Source organism: Pseudovibrio denitrificans JCM 12308 (assembly GCF_001310815.1).
GTDB lineage: Bacteria > Pseudomonadota > Alphaproteobacteria > Rhizobiales > Stappiaceae > Pseudovibrio > Pseudovibrio denitrificans.
This window is the reverse complement of sequence record NZ_BAZK01000002.1, coordinates 332,134-349,124: the sequence shown is the minus strand read 5'-3', so window position 1 is coordinate 349,124 and position 16,991 is coordinate 332,134. Positions and strand designations below refer to the sequence as shown.

At 46.5% G+C, this 16,991-nt stretch carries 13 protein-coding genes; 6 read left to right on the top strand and 7 right to left on the bottom strand.

The window, feature by feature from the left end; translation table 11 throughout:
- Positions 1 to 16: 16 nt before the first annotated feature.
- The 3 genes from JCM12308_RS03240 to JCM12308_RS03230 all read right to left on the bottom strand — a co-directional run bounded on the left by JCM12308_RS03240 (position 17) and on the right by JCM12308_RS03230 (position 1,445).
- On the bottom strand, positions 17 to 340 hold the full coding sequence (locus tag JCM12308_RS03240) for a hypothetical protein (protein WP_054782828.1): 324 nt from the start codon (positions 338 to 340) through the stop codon (positions 17 to 19).
- On the bottom strand, positions 337 to 561 hold the full coding sequence (locus tag JCM12308_RS03235) for a helix-turn-helix transcriptional regulator (protein WP_014286313.1): 225 nt from the start codon (positions 559 to 561) through the stop codon (positions 337 to 339). The genes JCM12308_RS03240 and JCM12308_RS03235 overlap by 4 nt, the downstream gene beginning before the upstream one ends.
- Positions 562 to 650: 89 nt before the next feature.
- A complete protein-coding gene (locus JCM12308_RS03230) occupies positions 651 to 1,445 on the bottom strand; it encodes a hypothetical protein (RefSeq protein WP_083416713.1) in 795 nt (264 codons plus the stop codon).
- Positions 1,446 to 2,154: 709 nt separating this feature from the next.
- Here JCM12308_RS03230 and JCM12308_RS03225 point away from each other — a divergent pair.
- Complete coding sequence (locus tag JCM12308_RS03225) at positions 2,155 to 5,790, top strand: YobI family P-loop NTPase (protein ID WP_244271821.1); 3,636 nt, start codon at positions 2,155 to 2,157, stop codon at positions 5,788 to 5,790.
- Positions 5,791 to 5,988: 198 nt separating this feature from the next.
- Here JCM12308_RS03225 and JCM12308_RS03220 read toward each other — a convergent pair whose 3' ends face one another.
- A complete protein-coding gene (locus tag JCM12308_RS03220; protein WP_054782825.1) occupies positions 5,989 to 6,411 on the bottom strand; it encodes a hypothetical protein in 423 nt (140 codons plus the stop codon).
- A 552-nt stretch (positions 6,412 to 6,963) separates the two neighbouring features.
- Between JCM12308_RS03220 and JCM12308_RS31285 the strand changes: the two genes are divergently transcribed.
- From JCM12308_RS31285 to JCM12308_RS03210, 3 genes are read left to right on the top strand one after another with little or no spacing between them, the layout of a single operon-like run.
- Positions 6,964 to 7,962, top strand: a complete 999-nt coding sequence (locus JCM12308_RS31285) for an AAA family ATPase (protein ID WP_244271820.1) — start codon at positions 6,964 to 6,966, stop codon at positions 7,960 to 7,962.
- Positions 7,963 to 7,982: 20 nt separating this feature from the next.
- Positions 7,983 to 8,768, top strand: coding sequence for an ATP-dependent nuclease (locus JCM12308_RS31280; RefSeq protein WP_244271819.1), 786 nt, complete (start codon positions 7,983 to 7,985; stop codon positions 8,766 to 8,768).
- Entirely contained in the window at positions 8,765 to 10,528 is a 1,764-nt protein-coding gene (locus JCM12308_RS03210) for an ATP-dependent helicase (protein WP_054782824.1), read from the top strand. The genes JCM12308_RS31280 and JCM12308_RS03210 overlap by 4 nt, the downstream gene beginning before the upstream one ends.
- Positions 10,529 to 10,734: 206 nt before the next feature.
- On the opposite strand, the gene JCM12308_RS03205 is transcribed toward JCM12308_RS03210, so the two are convergent.
- Entirely contained in the window at positions 10,735 to 11,985 is a 1,251-nt protein-coding gene (locus JCM12308_RS03205) for a tyrosine-type recombinase/integrase (RefSeq protein WP_041768685.1), read from the bottom strand.
- A gap of 480 nt (positions 11,986 to 12,465) precedes the next feature.
- Entirely contained in the window at positions 12,466 to 12,960 is a 495-nt protein-coding gene (locus JCM12308_RS03200) for a hypothetical protein (RefSeq protein WP_208978217.1), read from the bottom strand.
- A gap of 458 nt (positions 12,961 to 13,418) precedes the next feature.
- Here JCM12308_RS03200 and JCM12308_RS03195 point away from each other — a divergent pair, with 458 nt between their 5' ends.
- Together JCM12308_RS03195 and JCM12308_RS03190 are read left to right on the top strand one after the other, a co-directional pair.
- Positions 13,419 to 13,757, top strand: coding sequence for a hypothetical protein (locus tag JCM12308_RS03195; protein WP_054782823.1), 339 nt, complete (start codon positions 13,419 to 13,421; stop codon positions 13,755 to 13,757).
- Between the two features lie 111 nt (positions 13,758 to 13,868).
- Complete coding sequence (locus tag JCM12308_RS03190) at positions 13,869 to 16,253, top strand: ATP-binding protein (protein ID WP_054782822.1); 2,385 nt, start codon at positions 13,869 to 13,871, stop codon at positions 16,251 to 16,253.
- Positions 16,254 to 16,261: 8 nt separating this feature from the next.
- On the opposite strand, the gene JCM12308_RS03185 is transcribed toward JCM12308_RS03190, so the two are convergent.
- Positions 16,262 to 16,969: a response regulator gene (locus JCM12308_RS03185; protein WP_054782821.1), complete on the bottom strand. Its 708-nt coding sequence runs from the start codon at positions 16,967 to 16,969 to the stop codon at positions 16,262 to 16,264.
- Positions 16,970 to 16,991 lie beyond the last annotated feature (22 nt).

The window sequence follows — 16,991 nt, the reverse complement described above, 5'->3', positions numbered from 1 at the left end:
GATTCGAGCAAACGGATCACTCATAAGCGTCCACTCCAATCATATCTGCCAGATTACAGGCCGCTTGCTTTTGAGAGAGCGAGAACAGATAAGCCCCAAGGCTTATAAAGTCGCGCCCACCCTCGCCGGTGGCAAAGTCACACCACAAGCCTGTATCGATGTTGATCTTGAAGGAGCCCGCCCGCCGATCCATCCGGCGCGGGTTTTTGACCGAGTACTCAGAGCCTGAAAGCTTGCCTCCAGGCAACCACTGCCGACAGATTGTGTCACCATGCAGCAAAGCTGATCTGGCAACGCGTTGAAAAGCAATCCGGGGCTTTGGCTTATAGCGCCGTCTCATAACCGTGCCTCCGCGTCACTCGTGGAGCTGGTCAAATGAGCTTCAATCCATGCCTGAATATCGGAAGGCCGATACCTCACCGCCTTGCCAAGCTTGACGTAGTTTGGTCCACCGCCACGCACCCGCCAAGCCTGAATGGTTCGAATAGAAATCCCGAGATAGTCCGCTGCAGCCGCTTCCGTAATCAAAGCGTTCTCAGCGCTGTTCAGTTCCGTCCTCATTGCGTTCCCTTTCGCTCAATTGCGATGAGGAAAGGATGAGGTGAATGGAGATTTTTTATACCGAAAAGGGTTGAAAAGGGTTTTCGACTCTATTGCTTTGAAGCTGCCCAAAGGCGAGGGTAGTTGTTGCGAAGCCATTCAGATACTTGGCTTTTGTTCGGCAGGTTAGTCACTCCAGCATCTGACATACAGTCCAAGAAACGATCTGAAAGTTCTGAGCCCTTTTCGCTATGTCCCTCGTTCCCGAGGCATACGACGAGTCGATCAAAAGCCTCTTGCCACGGATACTTTTGGGGGCGTCCTCCCGGCGACACTTTGCAGTCTTTCTCTTCAGTCACAAAGCTATCAGCGCTATGAACTCTCAGGTCTTCTGCAACCACTTTCCAAACCTCCCCATCAACATGTAACAACTCATTTCTTCGCAAAGAAACAAAGGAAAACTCAGAAAACCAAAGTGAGGTTGGCACCTCGATAGCTGTCCCCAAAGCACTCTCACGTCCTTTGGCTATCAACTCACCACTCTGCAAACCAGAGATCAGACAAAGATACCTCTGAAAGATCAGCTTTGTGGCTAGTTCTTCTTCGGCTTTTCGGGGAGCTTTGCCACTCTCAAGAAGTTCCATCAACCATGCATCATTGAAACACTCTGATCGGATAGGCTTTTTGTGGCTCTTAGTAAGGGCTTTAAGATTAGCCGTAACAGGCCAGCACCCAGGTGACGGTTTTGCGAAGTAGGAGCAAATGCCATCAAATGTCCAATCAAACACAGAGGCAACTTCACTGGCGCGATAGATTGCATCGCTTACTTCATCACGATCAAACAAAAACCTGCAGAAAGCATCTTTGAAGCCAAGCTCACCCAGAAGCGCCAGATCACAATCCATAATCTCCCCCATTAGATCTCAGAGCCTCATAATTACGGATATCTCTTTAGCCTACCGCAAACCGGGGAGAGGTTCTGCTGAAAATAACTTTGCTTTAGCACCGCACGACGTGACTGAGAGAGTTAAACCTCGGGGAACAGTCTTCACAGTCATCGTAGCACCACTAGCCAAGTTTGAGAGAGACACGCATTGAGGCATCTACACTCGCCTTTGTGAGCGATCTAGCTTCACCTAAGACCAGAAGCAAACCTTAACACTCCCTCCGAGCAATCTTGTTTTCAGCTTCAAGTGGATTTCATCGAGCTACTATTAAAGATAGCAAGTACTAGTTTTGGGAAGTCGCAAAACGCCTCACCGACAACGCGAATTTTCGATGCATTTCAAAAAGTAGGAGTAACATTCAGCCCACACAAACATCTCCGATCGAGAAGCAACGGTTCACACAGTAGAGTTTTTCACTTGTCCTGGGACACTCAGTTCCGCAAAAGCAGCCAGAAGGCGTTTGGTTGGTAATACCAACGCTCCACCGAAAGATCCACGCAGGCTAAACTCAGTTGCACTAAAGCTCTGCGCTAGCGAGAAGTGAGTAATGCTGGACTCTCAATATCTGGCCCGAAACTGTTCGCAACTTAGAGTTTTATGTTTGGTGCGCTAGTAGTAAGTGATAAAAAAATTACAACTTGACGGTATGTATTGCGGGTTCGGGAACTTGACATTTTTTTCAAGATTTAAAGCACTATTACAATCAATCTCACATACTAGAGATAACGCACATCCGACCTACGTACACTTAGCTCCTATTGACGATGCAGATGCGTCAGGAATCTATTCTGACGCTTTGGCCTACGCTACTAATGAACCAAACGTATCAAACATTGCGCTTACTGGGCCGTACGGCTCCGGAAAGAGCAGTATAATCAAAACATTTCTGAAGAAGTACAAAAGGCCTGCTCTGACAATATCGCTGGCTGCGTTCTTGCCGGAGGCAGATAGTTCCGTCTCATTATTAAGTCTTGACGAGCGGAAGCTCCCCAAAAGTCCTGTCAGTAAGCAGGAAATAGAGCGGAGCATCCTTCAGCAGATGCTTTACGGTGCAGATGCCAATAGCCTGCCACTATCAAGATTTAAAAGGATTCAATCGCCCAAATGGTGGTCTAAGTTCATTTCCCTCTTCATTATCATTGGCCTTTTTGCCTGTTGGCACCTAGTCCAAAAAAGAAATGAAATTGTTAGTGGAGCCTTTTTTATACCTTTCGATTTTTCTAACTGGTTTAACCTTTTAAGCTTTGGAGTGGGTTTCTTATTTCTTTGGTTCCTCTTGCACCACATATACGTCAAGAGCTTCGGCGTCTCGTTAAAAAGCATTTCTTTGAAGGATATTGAAATCTCACCGGAGGCTGCAGAGGAGGAATCTATTCTAAATCGGCACTTGGACGAAATTATCTATTTCTTTCAGTCAACAAAATACGATCTGGTCATTATTGAGGATTTGGATAGGTTCAATAATCCAGATATTTTCGTGACCTTACGTGAGATCAATAGTCTCATCAATGCAAACGCCGGCGTAAAAAGACAAATACGCTTTCTCTACGCACTTCGAGACAACATGTTCGTGAATACAGATCGAACCAAGTTCTTTGAATTTATCGTTCCCGTCATACCAATCATCAATAGCTCTAATTCAATTGACAAAGTTATAGAGCAAGGAAAGCGCCTGTCTCTAGACGAACGGTTAGATAAGCAGTTTCTGCGTGAGGTGTCACGCTATCTTAATGATCTGCGACTGATCCAGAATATATTCAACGAATATGCAATATACGTCACCAATTTGGAGACGGATGACGAGAGCATTTTGGATGCAAATAAACTCCTTGCAATCCTCATCTACAAGAATGTGCTCCCGAGCGACTTTGAAGATCTACATCGAGGCAAAGGGAAGTTAGCTGAGATATTAAATAGACAACCCACGTATATCGCTAATGCAGAAACCCGTTACAAGGTCAAAATCTCGGAGTTGGAGCAGCAAATCAGCGATGCTGAGAAACAAGTGCCAGCCAACTTGGAAGAACTGCGCAAGATCTATGCGATGGCAATGATAGCTAAGTTTCCCGTAGGCGCTACTCACTTCTTCACAAATGGGGGGCAGAACATTCCTATAAGCGCTTTGCCTGATCATGACGAATTCGAGCAACTCTTAGTACGAGACCAGATTCTAACCTACGATAACAATCATGGTAGGCGACGCGCCAACATTAGTGGTATTCAGGGAGAGGTTGATGCGACATCCTATCATGGAAGAAAGAAGGCTATTGAGCGTAAGGCTGACGAATTCAAGAATACGACCGCGGAAAATATTGGCGAACTTCGCGCGAGAATTGCAGCCCTTCGCACCCAAAAATTCAACGAAATTATTCGATCCAATGCAGAAAATACTGAAGAGCTGTTTGATGCATTTGGTGAAAGCAGAGATCTTGTCAGATTTTTAGTTTTTGAGGGTTTTCTTGATGATACTTATTACCAGTATACGTCACTTTTCCATTCAGGCCGTTTCTCACCTAACGACAATAAATTTTTGATTCAAATTCGCAGCTTCAATATTCCAGAACCGGAGTTTCAGATTGATAACCCAAAGGAGGTAATTGCCGCAATGCGCGCTGACGACTTCCGGCAAAGCTTCGTACTAAACAAGAACCTTGTTGATTGCATGATCACCAACCAAGCTGACTATGGTTCTCAAATCGAAAAGCTGATTGATTTTATATCCTCAAACTTTTCCGAATGTGAAGCATTTTTCTCGGCCTATTATGCAACAGGAGAATGCGTCGCTGAACTCTTGACAATACTGATAACCAAGTGGCCAAGGTTTGTTTCAGTCGCGATCTCAAGCCAAGGAAATGTCATGCATGTTGCTCAAATGATTGCGCATCTGCCTGAAAAACACCTTGAATTGTTGCATCAAAAAGATCCTGGAATTTCCAAGTTCATTTCGGAAAACCTTTCTGGAATCTTGGCATTGAGAATCGACTTTGATCCTAACCGGTTGAGTTTCCTTCAATTCGAGACGAAAAATCTCAAGAGTATAGCGCCATACCCCGCGATTGCCCGATTACTGACTGATGAAGGGCTTTACATAATTTCTATTGAGAATTTGGAGTTTATCTGTCGAGATGTTTTGGGTTTGAGTGCTTTGGAAGATGTACGAACCAAGCACTACTCAACCATCTTGAAAACTGAAAACTCGGCTCTGATCGGCAAGATTCATCGCAACTTCGAACGCTATCTTAAAAGCGTCCTTCTTGAACTTGAAAGCAATATCGAAGAGGAAGTTTCGGTAATCATTGAGGTAGCAAATCACGACGAAATTGAAAGTAAACACCTGGAACAGTTTATTGAGAAGCAATCCCGAAAATTACCTTCACTCGATCAAATTCCCGCGCGCCTTCATTCCTCAGTTCTTCGGTTGCATAAAGTCGAAGCATCATGGGAAAACTGTTTAGCGTACATAGCTAATGAAAAATTCGAGGCGAATACTCTTACGGATTTTTTAGCTCACCACGATACTCTGTCCGCACTCTCAACAGTAACCATTGACGGTCAAGAGTCAGCCTTTCCATTGCGCCAATTCTTGTTCGACAACAATGAATTTGAGAGTTCCACTTATCGGGACTATGTCCGCACTCTTCCAAGACCGTTTAAACAATTTTCTGATAAAATTGATCAGGATAAAATTCGTATACTCATCGCAGAAGAAAAGGTTTCATTCTCAAGTGATAGTTTTTCTTTTTTATCCGAGTACAAGGATCTTCAGCTTCTATTTGTCGCAAAGAACATTGATGCTTACTTTGAAGAACCAGATCAGTATGCAATCGATGATGATTTTCGCGAGAAGCTTTTGACATCTAACATTCATGATGACCTCAAATTGAAGATCATCGATGAAATGGACTTAACTTTGTTATCTGACTTACCGTCTCGAGCGTCAATCATTGGACAGGTATTTCACAGTACAGGCGCAGATGTTAGTGCTTTGACTGCAGCTGCCGCACAAGCTGTCATCATAAACTCCAATCCTATCGATATCCAAATATCGCTGTTTAACAAATGTCAAAAAACACTGTCAGCTGATCAGATATGGAACACCATTCATCGATTGCCCAAGCCATTTTCTGAGATCAAGCCAGGTTGGCGGCAACCAACAGTCCCGAACACGCCAGAAAATCGGGAACTCGTAAATTGGCTAGAAACCCGGTCAATTATTTCATCTTCAAAGTTGACATTGTTCAAAACCGAAATTCGCATTTACAATTTTAGGAAATCAACACTAGACCTACTAGATCGGGTCTAAGTTGGATTAAGTTGTGATCTTCGGTGACTTAGGCATTTGCAACCGCAATTGCTTAGAGGCTAATTAATTTTGTTGGTTTGAGCGACCTCTTTGGTGGAGACCTCCTTGTGCAGCTCACACGTGGCAGGATTCTCAGTTGATTGGTCGCTTTGTGCTCAGCAACCTTGCATTATGTACAGTTCAAGAAATCACACAAATTTATTTGTTGTAGTAGTCTTGGATCTTTTTGATTTCCCGACCAGCAAAGGGCAAAAACTCGTTGATCAGCTGACGGTAGAGGATCTGCATTTCAGATACTGCAACGCGGTTTTCGATCTGCTCTGTGTAATGGGAAAAGCGCACTTTCTTTGCTTTTGCAGACACCTGGCGCAGGAGTTCAACGTTATAAGCGATCCACTGGCGGTGCAATAGAAATTGAAACAGTAGTTTGCGCCCCTCTTCGCTGGCGGCAACCTGCTCAAGGCTCTTGTCGCTCTTTTCCATCATCCGATAGAGTGTATCAATAGTCTCATCAGTCATCTCTTGGGTACGCTCAACCCAACCAGCAACCTGAACCTGTTGCTCTTTAACTGCATCATCGAGTAGTCTTTGGCGCCTCCGCTCTGCCCATTTCCAAATCATCACCAGATCCTCAAGCGTTGATATTCATTGCCCTCAAAGTGTCTGATTGGCGCAATCTTGAAAACTTCTTGGAATTGATGGTGATATTTGACGCATTGTTTTTCGAAGTCTACTCGTTGGATGGGCTATCCAATGGATATGGCTACTTAGAGATGTGTCGGCTAAGGGCCGGACATTGAGCTCATTCTATCGGGGATTGAGCCTGCTTAGTTAGAGCTCTCTTCGATTAGTTGATGTGTGAGAATATTAATTGCAATTAACTTCGTGTATGCAGCATGACACTCCTAATGCTGACTAGTTATTGATTTCTGCTCACAACATCATTTTAAGCCACCCAAAATCAGCAGTATCTACTCAGTTTCACTGCTATGGCACTCTGAAATCAATAAACTGAATTCTTCCATATTAGATCTTGAGATGAACATCATGCCACCTTTAAACTAGAGTGCAATAAGCTAGGCTCAACCAGAGACATGTAATTATTGCAACAACTTATAATTGTAATATATGTTTTAGTGAGTTAGAAAATTTAGTAATAAGGTCTCGCTGTCGATGAAGATCTCACGCATCGTTATAAAAAACTACCGTATTTTTCAAGTATTTGACGTGCATCTAAGTGAAACTCTCAGCTGTTTGATTGGTGAGAACAATGCTGGAAAAACGGCAGTTTTAAAAGGCTTGCAGCTCTGCTTGGACAGCTCGCTGCCCTCAATGTACAGATCATTGATCCGGGAAGATATAAATACAAATGTTGATTTATCTAACCCATCTCAAGTTTTAGTTGGAGTGGAGTTCTCAGACTTTGAGGGTAAAGTAAACGAAGAAGCTCTAGTTAGTACTTGGAAGATTTCGAACAACAAGGCTCGCTTATTTTATCGATTTAGACCAAAATCGAGCATACGCGAACAACTAGCTAATGAAGAAATCCAAACAGGCACACTTTCCATTGAGGACTATTCTTGGGAAATAAGAGGTGGCGGTGATCCCCGACTAGACCTAAAAGACATTGAGTGGGATGATGAAGGAGTTGGTGAAGCCATTCGCTTTAGCGACTTGCAGTCATTTTTAGTCGTTCATTTACCTGCACTAAGGGATGCAGAAAATGATCTTCGAAGTAACAGGCAATCGCCGCTTGTAAAATTGTTCGACGCCATTAATCTTGGCCAAGAAGAGCAAGATGCTCTCGTAGGAATTATGGACGCTGCAAACAATCAAATTGCAAACACAAATGCAATTTCTGATGTCGCGGCGTCTATAGACAAAAGCTTCAAAAGCGTTGCCGGTCCTGTTTTTGAGATGGATTCCAAGTTAGGGCTTTCTGGCGCGACATTTAGGGCAATATTAAGAAATATAAAAATAGTGCTTTCGGACACCGAACTGCAAGATTTTGAAGTCGGACGCAATGGCTTAGGAATGAACAATATCCTGTATATTGCAATTCTGATTGAGTATTTGCGTAAGCGCTTTCTGAAAGCCAATTCATCAGGTCAACTCATTCTGCTTGAAGAGCCTGAAGCTCATTTGCACCCACAACTCCAGGCATCATGCTGACGGCTCTGAAGGAGCACTGCGTGCAAACCATTCTTACAAGTCATAGTACTCAAATCGCCTCACAGGTCTCGTTAAAGTCGATAATTTCACTAACTAAACGAGAAGATGCTGCTGTATCCGCTGGGAATCTGGCTACAAATGCCAGTTTGGATGACGACGAAATAGCTGATTTAGAAAGATTTCTAGATGCTACAAAAAGTAACCTGCTTTTTGCACGCAAAGTGATGCTGGTGGAGGGGTCAGCCGAGTTATTTTTGATTCCAGCATTATTCGAGAAAGTTGAAGGAATAGATTTAGAGCGAGAAGGAATTTCACTGGTTGCAATACATGGGACGCATTTTGAAGTGTACAGCAAACTGTTTTGTGCCGGTGGGCTCGAAAAAAGATGCGCAATTGTTGCTGATGCTGATCTAGATCCTTTAGCATCGCAATTTCTTGACGCACGTGCTGGCAAACCTGAGCTCATAGGCCTAAAAAGCGACTATGTCGAAATTTTCTTGGGTGACACCACATTTGAAAGAGAACTCGTTTCGGTAGATACACTCCCAATGTTCATTGAAACCGTGAAGTATTTCGATGCTCCTCAGATTCTTGGGAAGCTGGAAGACGGCCTAAGACGACTAGAACACGAGAACCTTTCTGACGAAGATGAACAAACCCTACTTATTGAACTTGGTACCTCCGTACTTAATACTGCTAAGCGATTTGGGAAGGCTAGATTTGCACAGGTAGCTGCAAGGTATGCGGATAAGGCAACGGAAATACCTGACTACATTCAAGATGCTTATGACTGGCTTACAAGATGATTTCTCTTACTGAAGAACAAAAAGCGGCAGTCGAGCATGATAGAGATTTATTATTATCTGCGTGCCCAGGAAGTGGGAAAACTAGAGTAATACTAGCCAAACTTCTGAGCGTTGCAGAGGAAGTTCTTGATACTCCCTATCTTGTCGGCTGCATAACGTATACGAACGCTGCTGTGGACGAGATCGAAAGCCGCTTAAGAATTTACGGCAGCAATGCCTCTGCTGAAAAATGCGAAGTTTCAACTATACACTCTTTTTTGCTGCAGTTCATACTCAGACCTTACGCATGGCTTCTCCCTGAGATTCCAAGTAAATTCAAAGTTCTCACCAGAGAAGCAGAAGATTTTGAACAGATTGTAAACGCTGTCGAGGATGAGATTGGGCGCACTCCTAGTTTTCGTGCGCTGGAAGATTACAGTTCTTTGAGAATGTCTCTCAATGGTGAGCCGTGCGGTCAGGGATATGAACGTGGGCTGGTTACAACTGAGTCTGCCTACCTTTATTGGCGATACATCAGAAATCGCGGCTTTGTCGATTTCTCCATGATACTGTATTACTCATGGAAGATTCTGGAGAAATTTCCATTTGTTGGGTTGGGAGTTGCTTCAAAATTCAAGTGGTTATTAGTTGATGAATTCCAAGACACTTCAGATATACAAATAGAGATTTTTCGGCAGTTAAGACAGTACTTAACGACTCAGCTGTTTATGGTTGGAGATGATAATCAATCGATTTATAGTTTTGCTGGCGCACGCCCAGATTTAGCTAAGAAATTTGCGCAAGATATTGGAGCGACAATGGATCTGTCACTCAGTGCAAATTTTCGTTCAACTCCTACCGTTGTTGACGTTGCAGAGACGCTAATTCCAAACCAGCCACCTATGCATTCATCGGGCGAGCTTGAGGGTTTCAAAGGTGAAGTTGAATATGTTCATGTAAATTTCCCAGTCGATGCAATAACTGATCACTTCTTACCAGAACTAAAGCGGCACAATATACCAATTGGAAATGCAGCTGTATTGGCGCCTTGGTGGACGCATCTGTTCCCTGTGGCAAGACGTCTTCGGGAGTTTGATGTTCCTGTATTTGGTCCAGGCGCTCGACCTTATCGTAGAAGCCGGGTCTTTTCGACATTAGCAGAGCAACTCGGAGCATGCGTAGAAGCAAACCATTATTTGGGCCTACCTAATGTCGAGAGAGCGTTATTCCGATTGATTATGGATCTAACAGGCAATGCACGATTTGATCTGTTTAGCTACGATGGGCGGCAAATTGCCTTATCGTTAATTTACAACGCAAAAGAAATATCCACCAGACTGATTGGTGGAATCGATTGGCTAGAAGAAACTGCAAAAACTTCAGCCTATTTCCTTATCAGAGATGGTTGGTTACCGTCCGAAGCTCAGGAACTAATCACTCTTTCTGTTCAGGAAATGAAAGCCGATATGAAGCGAAGTAGCATTGACGTTGCAAATTTAGAAATTGCTGATTTAGGTTTGTTTGCTAATCCTGATAAGGCTCTAAAGTTAATTACATTACATAACTCAAAAGGTCGCGAATTTGATGCCGTCGCGATGATTAGCATGAACGAAGGTCATATTCCGCACTTCACTGCTCAAGATTTGGAAGAAATAGAAGAAGCAAAGCGTCTTTTTTATGTTGGTATGACGCGGGCAAAACAATATCTACTAATCTCTTCTGATCGCGCAGACCGCAGAAATCCTCCAACTCGTTTTATAACGCAGTCTCGATTGGTTTGATACAGCGTGTGAGTGATCGCGAACAATCTCACATCATACAAAATCTCGATGGAGTTGACTGGGATTGCAAGTTGAAACCTCATACTAAGGGAGCTGACCTGAGCCCCAAGTTCCCTCCAAGTTTTGTGAAGACCCATAGGTGGTATTCAAGCCTCATGCAGTGCTCGGAGAAATCCAAATCCTCTCCCAATACCAGTAGCGGAACTTCACTCCCCTCCTTCTAGCCCCGCCTCAATCCGCTCTCCAACCGTCTCTGACAGCACCCGGATGGGGTGTGCGTCATGGTTCACGTAGCGGTTGGTGATAGTCACGTTGCGGTGGCGCAAGAGGTGACTGATAAGGAAAGCATTGCTGCCTGCTTGGGCTGCGAAGGTGCCAACCGTGTGGCGTAGATCGTGGATACGTACATCAGGAATGCCTGCATGGTAACGTACGCGCTGCCATGCATTCTCCACCAGCTCCTTAGAGATATGCCGTGTTGGATCATTGATCCGGGCCAGCACATATGGAGAATCCTCAAGGTGAGGAATGTCAGCAAGGATGTCGAGAACATTCTCACTCACCGGGTGTGGTTTGCGTCCGTCGCCTTTCTTGGAAGGTAAAGCAATGGTGCCTTGGTCAAAGTCCACATGATCCCATTCAAGTGATGCAATCTCCATGAGCCGTGCTCCAGTGTAGAGCAACAACTTCAGGCAATAGAGCGCCATGGGGTTTACAGGCGTCCGACGCTTCTCAATGTCGTGGCGCAGATGCTTTCGATTTTCAGGCTTGGCTTTGATGATCCAGGGCAGCCCCTCCTTCTCGGCGATCTTCAGCGTCTTGCCTAAACGTTGTAACTCATCACCTGAAAGAAACCGATCTCGCTCATTCTCCTTGTAGCGCTTCACAAGCCGCACTGGATTGCTGTGTTCAGGCCTCAAGCCCCACACCTCAGCCAGATTGAAGGCTTTGGATATGATCGCCAGCACATGATTAGCCTGCCTTGGTGTACGCCTCATGGAGCGATGCAGCTTGGAAATGTCCTGACGAGTTACAGAAGCCAGTTTGGACTTGCCCAGAGGCTTGCGCACACAACGATCCAGAATGCGCCGGATCTCAATGAGCGACTTCGGCTTATTGTGCACCTCAACATGTTCACTCAGATACATGTCGAGCAGATCATTCACCGTGGGAGCATGCCGGATGACCTTGCGGTGCACCGTTGGATCTTCCCCGTTGCGTACTTTAGCAAGAACTTCGATAGCAAGCCCCCTCGCCTCATCGGGAGTGAGCCCACCATACTTGCCAAGCGTCATTCGACGCGACCGGCCTTCCAAGGTGCGATACTGAACAACAAACGACTTGTGCCCACTTGGCATCACCTGCAGGCCAAACCCAGAAAGCTTGCCGTCCCACACGAAGTACTTTTTCGCCTTGGGCTCAGCAGCATCCACAGTCCGCTTTGTAACGTTGGGCATCAGGTACACCTCTCCTGCTGACGGCCCATGACAAGAACCATCTCACATGCAAAAATGTCAGTTGAAAGTATTCCCCGTTTGCTGCTGTTTCTGACGGCCTGACAGCTTGTGACGACCTTCCGGGGTTTTCTCCAGAGCTTGTGCAAAACAGGCGTCTAAACCGTCATAGGTCAGCTTGCAAATGCCTACCATTCTGTGTCAGCATATTGTAAGCAAATGTACGAGTTTCGCAGCGAAATGCAAGGTAGGCAGGAGCAAATAATTTTCTACAACTCATTGATTCATAGCACTGAATCGCAGTAGGTCGTAAATCATCGCCATATGCAAAATGCAACTTGTAATCAGGGGGTCGCGGGTTCGATCCCTGCTGCCGGCACCACCTTCGCTCTTGATTTTACAAGAGAATTTCAAAGCCTCCCTCGGGAGGCTTTTTGCTTTTCTGGCCTAGCACGTTCTCAAACGCAAACAGTTTCCCTCACACTACCTCTCATCATCCAGATCAATCGGGTCACTGTCGAACGAGAGGCCGGGAACCAATGTCGCGTTGCCGTCTTTGTCCTTCTTCCCAGCCAGTGAAAGATAGAGAGTTCCAAGTGAACCAACCTCTCTGATCTCAAAAAGATAAGGATCCTCTGGAGTTCCCTTCCCAGTTGGGTGATCAATTTTGCCAGTGACGAGTCCAACGAGAGCAGCGCCCCAGGCCTTGAGGGTTTTGCGATTACCGGCCACTTCCTGCATCCAGTCTGCAATGGTTTCAGGCACATCGCCGCCATTCGTAATGAGCGACAGCCAATCGATGGCGGGTACTTCTCCCAGATCGCCGACTTGGCCACCAAAGCCAATCGCTGGAAAGAGAAGCGGGTTCCATTCGCTGAGTATTTCAGTAGGATCATCCACGGCCTTATCAGCATCTGTTCTCAGCGCGTGCAGGGCATCCTTCAGGCAGGTGTTGAGATCTTTATTGATTGTCTTCAATTGCTTACGCAGCTGCGCGACCGGATCTTTTAGCCAATCTTTGTTGAGCTTATATTCTTTTGGGCCTTCGCCTCCAGGATCAACAGACCGACAAGAAGTCCAAACTCCAAAGTCGCAGCATCCAGCTCATGTGCTCCTATTGTTTTTCTCACATCAACTTCCTCACAAAATCTGCATTAGACATCATGTGAGGAAAGACGGGAGCCTGACTGCTCCGTGAAGCAAAGTATCGGCAAGACGCCGGCCATGGTTAAAGAACTCAAAGTTAAGCCTCAGCAGAACCCCGGTAATAGGAATGGAAACTGCTAAAACTCTCTGAGAACTCTCAGGTTCCGCTTAGCTACAGACTTACCCAAACTTCAAGAGGCAACGCCAACAACTGCATTTTTTGGCTAGATAATAATTACAAGTATTGCCCGAGGCACAAACATACGCTCCCCCAAATGAGGAGGCCTGTAATGAGCTTAGAAAATCCAAATGCTGGTGAAGACGTCAATGCTCTTGAAGGGATCATGAGCACCTATCAGTCAGAGATTAGAGACAACACCATTTTGCAGGCTGAGTTTGCCAAGCTGAAAGACTATTTAGAACACAGCGGCGAGCATTCGCTGAAAGAGCGGTTGCAAGTCTTTGAACACATATTGGAAGAGCTTCAGGAGAACTCAGGCGATCACCTGCGCATGACGGAGGAAAGCCCGCAGCTAGACCATCACGAGATGGAAAGCAACCGTCATTTGGATGAACAGGAAACCCTGAGAGACGCTCTCAACCGCTTCGGTTCCCGTTACCTCAACTAAGCTCACAAAACATAGGCAATGCCGCGTACGACCCAGCACGTAGCACTGCGGTTTTGGATTGACCATCCCTGCCCTTCGTATCATGCCTAAAAGCAGGACGCGGAGGCCGCCATGCATGTGCTGCGAGATCTGATTTTAGAAAACGAAAACACCCTGATTGATCGCATCTTTTATTATGCAAAAAATCAGGGTTACACCCAATACACCGCAACACTTCGGGAAGCATGGCGTGTATCCGTAGAGGGTCTATCAAGATCCATTGTGAAAGCAATGGAAGCCTACGATACGCCTCCGGAAATAGATGTCAGCTCAGACTTTTCCAGTCACCCCTTTGCAGCATTTGGCGTGGAACAAGCCAGAAGCCACCGATCCAGAGGTGTAACATTGGGTTACTTCCTCGGCCTGACAAAATACTATCGCAGCGCCTATATGGATCTCATTGAATCGCAAAGCTTTTCAGAGACTGAGAAAGCTCGGTACCGATCTTATCTGCTACGCTATTTCGATTTCATGGAACTCGGTTTTTCGACGGAATGGAGTGGTGTTGCAGAAGAGAGGAAGCTGCATGAGGCCTACGAAGAAAACCGTCGCATCACCAATGAGAAAAACAAGTACCTCACCATTCTGGAGAGCCTGAGCGATCCTATTGTGCTGATGGATGAGAATGGAAAGGTCAACGACCTCAACTATGCAGCTCAAGCGGTGTTTTGCGGTCTGCAGAATACCAAGATCAAATACGTCAACGAAGCAACGCGCGATGTGCTGACCAATCAGTTGCAGCCTTACCTACCTCAGGAACTGGAAAGCTGTTTTACAGATGTCACGCTGGATACCGCCGTTGGTCCACGCGTCTTCGACATCCGTGCCCAGCACATCGTTGATTTCAGCCGCAAGTTTCCCGGCATGATCCTCATCCTCAACGATGTCACCGATCATAAAAAGGCAAAGGAAGAAGCCGAAGCCGCCAACAGTGCCAAGTCCACTTTCCTCGCATCCATGAGTCATGAAATCAGAACGCCATTGAATGGGGTTCTTGGACTGGCAGATCTCCTGAAGGACACAGGCCTTAAGCCAGAGCAGCATCGTTACCTGGACGGCATCATATCCTCAAGTGAGATGCTGCGTTCCATTCTCAACGATGTACTGGACTACTCTAAGGTGGAAGCAGGTTCTCTCGAGCTGGAGACGGTCGACTTCAAAATCAGGCAAGTCATCAAGCAGGTGGTGGATCTGACAAGACAACAGGCCGAAGACAAAGGCCTTGAGTTACTGATCGACGTCCACGCACATGTGCCTGAAATCCTGCGCGCCGATCCGACCAAAATCCGGCAGGTCCTTCTGAATTTCGTCAGCAATGCCATCAAGTTCACCTATGAAGGCTCCATCACCATCAGCGTGCATATCCCAATAAGCCAGATCAGGCGCGCGCGCTGTTTACAGATCATGGTGAAAGACACAGGCGTGGGGCTACCAACAGGTGATCACAGCTACCTGTTTGAACCGTTTGTACAGCAAAACGCGGCCACCAACAGGCTTTATGGCGGAACAGGCCTCGGTCTCGCCATCTCAAAACGCCTCGTGAATGCTATGGGTGGTGAGATCGGCTGCAAAGCAAACCAGACGCAAGGTGCAATCTTCCACTTCACAGTTCCGTTTTACGAAGCAGATCAGACCGTTAGCATCATCGAAGATAAGCAGGATACCTGGAAACCCAAGAAGTTGAAGATCCTTCTGGTGGAAGACAACAAGGTCAATCAGCTTGTGACAGAAGGTTTCTTAGAGAAGGCAGGCCACACCTGCTTCACCGTCGCGAGCGGTGAAGAGGCTCTGTCTCAACTGCATGAACATCGGTTCGATTTAGTGCTGATGGACAACCGCATGCCCGGCTTGAGTGGAACAGACACCATCGCCCGCATTCGCGCATCCCACTACCACCATATCTCCAGCATTCCTGTCATCGTTCAAAGCGCCTGTATCTTCCTGGCAGATATTGAAAAGAGCTTCACCGCTGGCGCCGATGGTTTCCTCGGCAAGCCCTACTCTCAGGAAGATCTGGAAGACGCCATTGCCTCCTGCCTTTCCGACAGAGCCATGTTCGCACGCAAATCCCGACAGAGCCTGCAGGAGCAACCAACAGAACTCATTGATACAACAGTGTTACGTGGTCATTTCGACATGTTGGGAGAAAACCGCGCAAAACGCATTGTCGATGCATATATGCAAACATCGCGCTACTTCATTCCAGAACTACGCAACCTCATCGCAACACAAAATCTGCCCAAGATCAGAGACAAAGCCCATAGCATGAAGGGAGCCTCCTACAATGTAGGCCTCACTCATGTCGCGAAGCTCTCCGAGCAGCTGGAACAGGCTGCTCAAAAGGAAGAAAAGCATAAAGTCATGGAGATTTTCAGCGCTCTGGAGGTCAGCTACACAGCCTCAAAGCACAAGTTGAATGAAACCTGGCTCAGCTGCCTTACAGAGGCGTCAAGCTAAACTCGACGTCAGTGCACACCCGTAAACACGTAACCAATCCCATGCACTGTCCTGATCAGGCTTGGGTCTTTGGGGTTCACTTCAATTTTGCGACGTAGCCGACCAATCAGCACATCGACCGTGCGGTCACTTGGGTCCCACTCCCGGTGGTTCAGGTGATCCAGTAGATTATCTCGGGTGAGCACACGGCCTTTATTCTCGACCAACGCGGAAAGAAGCTCAAACTCGCCGCGTGTCAGGCGCACCTCCCCCCCTTCCGGCGATTGCAGCCCACGTTTGTCCAGATCAAGAGACCAGCCCGCAAAACTCAACACACGCTCATCAGCAATAGCAGGCACCCGCGCGGCCTTCACCCGGCGCAGCAGATTTTTGGAACGAGCCAGCAACTCGCGCGGACTGAACGGCTTGATCACATAGTCGTCCGCTTCCATTTCAAGCGCAACAATACGGTCCACTTCATCTGTGCGGCCCGTCACCATGATGATCCCCACATCCGACTGCTTGCGCACCTCCTTCAGCAAGGTCAGACCATCATCATCTGGCAGCCGGATATCAAGCATGATCAGGTCAACATCACCGCCCGCAAACACCGAACGCATCTGCGCCCCGTCTTCTGCTTCAGAAACACGGTATCCTTCAGTCTCAAAATATCCGGAAAGAGCGACGCGGCTGGTTAGGTCATCATCAACGACCAGTATATGTGCCTTGTTTGTCATATGCTTGTTGTCGGCTTGTGTG

Coding starts and splice junctions, on each gene's coding strand:
- JCM12308_RS03240 (WP_054782828.1), bottom strand. CDS start 340: ATGAGACGGCGCTATAAGCCAAAGCCCCGGATTGCTTTTCAACGCGTT.
- JCM12308_RS03235 (WP_014286313.1), bottom strand. CDS start 561: ATGAGGACGGAACTGAACAGCGCTGAGAACGCTTTGATTACGGAAGCG.
- JCM12308_RS03230 (WP_083416713.1), bottom strand. CDS start 1,445: ATGGATTGTGATCTGGCGCTTCTGGGTGAGCTTGGCTTCAAAGATGCT.
- JCM12308_RS03220 (WP_054782825.1), bottom strand. CDS start 6,411: ATGATTTGGAAATGGGCAGAGCGGAGGCGCCAAAGACTACTCGATGAT.
- JCM12308_RS31285 (WP_244271820.1), top strand. CDS start 6,964: ATGAAGATCTCACGCATCGTTATAAAAAACTACCGTATTTTTCAAGTA.
- JCM12308_RS03210 (WP_054782824.1), top strand. CDS start 8,765: ATGATTTCTCTTACTGAAGAACAAAAAGCGGCAGTCGAGCATGATAGA.
- JCM12308_RS03205 (WP_041768685.1), bottom strand. CDS start 11,985: ATGCCCAACGTTACAAAGCGGACTGTGGATGCTGCTGAGCCCAAGGCG.
- JCM12308_RS03195 (WP_054782823.1), top strand. CDS start 13,419: ATGAGCTTAGAAAATCCAAATGCTGGTGAAGACGTCAATGCTCTTGAA.
- JCM12308_RS03190 (WP_054782822.1), top strand. CDS start 13,869: ATGCATGTGCTGCGAGATCTGATTTTAGAAAACGAAAACACCCTGATT.
- JCM12308_RS03185 (WP_054782821.1), bottom strand. CDS start 16,969: ATGACAAACAAGGCACATATACTGGTCGTTGATGATGACCTAACCAGC.